Annotated in this window: 4 protein-coding genes; 2 read left to right on the plus strand and 2 right to left on the minus strand. The window is 31.6% G+C overall.

The genetic code is table 11. From position 1 onward, the window contains the following. The first annotated feature begins 224 nt into the window (after positions 1-224). Positions 225-1,289: a replication initiation protein gene (locus tag ACNQGB_RS15915; protein WP_417947584.1), complete on the plus strand. Its 1,065-nt coding sequence runs from the start codon at positions 225-227 to the stop codon at positions 1,287-1,289. 1 nt (position 1,290) lies between these two features. After that, positions 1,291-1,773 (plus strand): hypothetical protein, encoded by a 483-nt coding sequence (locus ACNQGB_RS15920; protein WP_417947582.1) that lies wholly within the window; start codon positions 1,291-1,293, stop codon positions 1,771-1,773. Between the two features lie 419 nt (positions 1,774-2,192). Here the strand turns inward: ACNQGB_RS15920 and ACNQGB_RS15925 are convergent, their stop codons facing one another. Both ACNQGB_RS15925 and ACNQGB_RS15930 read right to left on the minus strand, forming a co-directional pair. Continuing rightward, positions 2,193-2,453: a Txe/YoeB family addiction module toxin gene (locus tag ACNQGB_RS15925; protein WP_417947580.1), complete on the minus strand. Its 261-nt coding sequence runs from the start codon at positions 2,451-2,453 to the stop codon at positions 2,193-2,195. Beyond that, positions 2,444-2,680 (minus strand): type II toxin-antitoxin system Phd/YefM family antitoxin, encoded by a 237-nt coding sequence (locus ACNQGB_RS15930; protein ID WP_417947578.1) that lies wholly within the window; start codon positions 2,678-2,680, stop codon positions 2,444-2,446. Before ACNQGB_RS15930 ends, ACNQGB_RS15925 begins: the two co-directional genes overlap by 10 nt. Positions 2,681-3,266 lie beyond the last annotated feature (586 nt).

Below are 3,266 nucleotides of genomic sequence, written 5' to 3' on the forward strand. Positions count from 1 at the left end.
CAAAAGGTGTTTTTAAGTAGTTTTTAGTACATTTTTAGACTCTGTTAGCCCCAGTAAAATAAGGCTCTCGCAAGGTTTATCCTAACGAAATCGGGGGTTATCCTAACGAAATCGGGGGTTATCCTAACGAAAAAGGGGGGATTTCACGTATTTTCTAACTATACATATCTAACTGTTGTTTTTTATTGTTAGCTTTGTTTTTTATTCTCAAAAACATTTGATTTATGGAAGATTACAAACTGCGACAGTCTAACAGGCTTACTACCGCACGTTATGAGCTTAACTTAATAGAAAAACGAGTTATGTATTTCATAATAAAAGAAGTTCGAAAACGGTACGTGTTAGGTGATAGCGGTCAAAAAGACTTGTTTGATGATTTAACTTTAAAAATCAAGCTTACCGATTTAGCAAAAGAAATTATAGATGATAAGCACGTTGCAGAGGCTAAAAAGGGATTGGTTTCTTTGCGTTTACGCTCTTTTGAATATCAAAATGAATATGCAGGGGATTTAGAACTTGACGAATGGCTTATTGTTGGTTTTATAAATTATGCCGAAATAAAAAAAGGGGTTGCAGAGGTTCAGGTCTCTAAAAAATTAATTCCTTATCTCGTTGAATTAACCCAACAATATACCGAATATTCCCTTACTGTGGCTATGTCTTTGAGGAGTAAATGGTCACAACGGATATATGAAATTTGTTCGCAATGGCGTTCTGCTGGAGGTTTTAGAATTTCCATAAAAGATTTGCGAGAACAATTTATGCTAGAAGCTAAATACTCCGAATATGCAGCTCTTAAAGAAAGGGTGCTGCAAATAGCTCACAAAGAACTCAAGACACTGTATGATGCTGGTCAATGTGATTTGTATTTTGAATATTCAGAAGAAAAAAAAGGACGATCAGTCGAAAGTTTACGGTTTAAAGTAATTTCAAGAGAAGGTTTAAATGCTCCTAATAACATTGATTTACTTCGCAAAATATTAATTATTCTACAAGAATTATTTGAAGTAACTAAGAAGAAAAAAAACGCTGATTACATCTCCAAAGTAATCTCTAAACTCCAAAAATCACCCGATTTAATACCTCATGCCCATAAGCGTATTACGGAAATTCTTGCTGGTGGCATTTCTGAGCCCACTCGCTTAATTAGGTTTGTTTTAGACGAAGATATTTTGAAAGGTGTCGAGAAACCTGTAAAACAAGAAAAAGTAGCTAAAAACGAAGAAAAAGAGGATGTAACTAGTGTTATGGGGCAACTTTCAAAATTAGCAAATAACAAAACTGTTTAAAATGGCTGAAAATAGAATTTGGTTTAGTACGGTTCAAGTTGCGTTTATTCTAAACACAACCGACCGAACCATTAGAACAAGAGCAAAGAACCATATTCACGATAGTGAAATGGTTGTTTTAAAAGGCAAAACTTATGAGTTGTCCGATTTGTTTGTGTCTCTCTATCGGAAGCTATCGGAAGTTATCGGAAGCGATGATACAGAGGAGGAAAATGATGTAATAAAAGAGCTAAAACAAGAGATTGATAACGGCAATCACGTTGAAGTATTTACTCCAGAAGAATACGTTTTGTTTGAAAATACTCTTAAAGATTATTCTACTAAAGAGTTAGAAATAAAAGAATTAGGTACTAAAATGAAATATCTTGATAAGGAGATAGTAGGATTAGTCCAGGATAAAATATTTCTTCAATCGCAGTTAGATAAAACAAAGGATGCTTTAACCCAAAATCAATGGATTTTAGCCAAATATCTAAACCAATAATCCGACTTATCGGAAGCTATCGGAAGTTATAATATTGCCCTCTATTTTTATAAAAGGTTTTTTCTGCAGCTCAAAAAACTTTTTATAAAAATGAGGATAGCGAAGCGATTTTTTAGATAATTAAATGGAGTGCGTTTTTAACTCTTATTCTACTTAAAGTAGGAACGATTAGTAAATTTTTTAGTAAATAAATTTTACTTAAAAAATTGAAAAATAGGTGTTTACAAAAAACGAAACGGAAAATTACTAAAATTATTACTACTTTAAGTAGAATGACAAAAAACAAAACAATTGAAAATCAGCACTTTATATTTAGAATTACGATTTATCGTCGTTCCCTCTTGCTTCCTCTAACTTTCAACCTAAAAAGTCCTAAAAATCCAATTTTGAAGCTTCAAAAAAAAGTCCAAAAAAGAAGCCTAATAATGCCCTCTTAAAGATTGGATCTCTATTGTGTTATTTTCCTTAATCTCGTAAACTATTCTATGCTCTTGATTTATTCTTCTTGACCAGGAACCGGATAAATTATGTTTTAATTGTTCCGGCTTTCCAATTCCTTCAGTTGGATTTTCTTGTATAGCGATAATTAGATTTTTAATTTTATTTTGAATCCCTTTATCTCCTGATTTTTTCCAATAAGCAATATCTTCTAAAGCTTCATCGGTATAACCTATTTCCATAAATCCTCTGTTTTAATAATAGTAACTCTACCTTGTTTAGAATCTTCTCTAGCTCTCATAATTTTGGCTACAAATTCTGGATTGTATGGCTCGTCCTCCATTTCTTCAATTGGCACAATAGCGTATGTTTTACCTTTTCCCCTGTGGATTAGTAATTTTTCTTCTTGTGCTAAATCGAGATATTTTTTGATATTTCCTCTAAATTCGGATACGCTAATTGTTTTCATAATTATATTTTTTACAAATGTACATAATTATGTACATATAAAAAAATAGGTAGAATTTGTATTGCTAATGAAATCAATTTTGAAATGACTTTTAGCCTTATTTTTATCTCCTGTTTGTCGTTATTTTTCTTTTTTTTCATGATTTTGTTTTTGTTTATATTATAAATATCTCTAAAAGTTTAAAAGTTATTTTTGCAAGTCTAAGGTCTTTACGGATAATTTGCTGTGACATGAAATTCCATTAATACCCGTTTACTCAGCAAATCTACTTTTAAAGAGATTTACAAAATAGGACACTGTTAATGCACTGTAAATCAATACTTTACATAATTAGCGCGCGGGCCCTGGTTTACTCTCTTTCAAAGTTTGCCTTTTCTTTTTTTTGGATTTCTTTTTCGGACTTTTTTTTGATTCTTTTTCAGCGGTTTTTTCAAGTAAAACAACCTTAAAAAACCTCTTTTTTTCGATTTTTGAGCAAAAGGTGTTTTTAAGTAGTTTTTAGTACATTTTTAGACTCTGTTAGCCCCAGTAAAATAAGGCTCTCGCAAGGTTTATCCTAACGAAATCGGGGGTTATCCTAACGAAA

Source organism: Flavobacterium frigidum (genome assembly GCF_048286795.2).

Bases quoted from the DNA above. Each gene is read 5' to 3' on its own strand.
- ACNQGB_RS15915 (WP_417947584.1), top strand. From the start codon at position 225: ATGGAAGATTACAAACTGCGACAGTCTAACAGGCTTACTACCGCACGT.
- ACNQGB_RS15920 (WP_417947582.1), top strand. From the start codon at position 1,291: ATGGCTGAAAATAGAATTTGGTTTAGTACGGTTCAAGTTGCGTTTATT.
- ACNQGB_RS15925 (WP_417947580.1), bottom strand. From the start codon at position 2,453: ATGGAAATAGGTTATACCGATGAAGCTTTAGAAGATATTGCTTATTGG.
- ACNQGB_RS15930 (WP_417947578.1), bottom strand. From the start codon at position 2,680: ATGAAAACAATTAGCGTATCCGAATTTAGAGGAAATATCAAAAAATAT.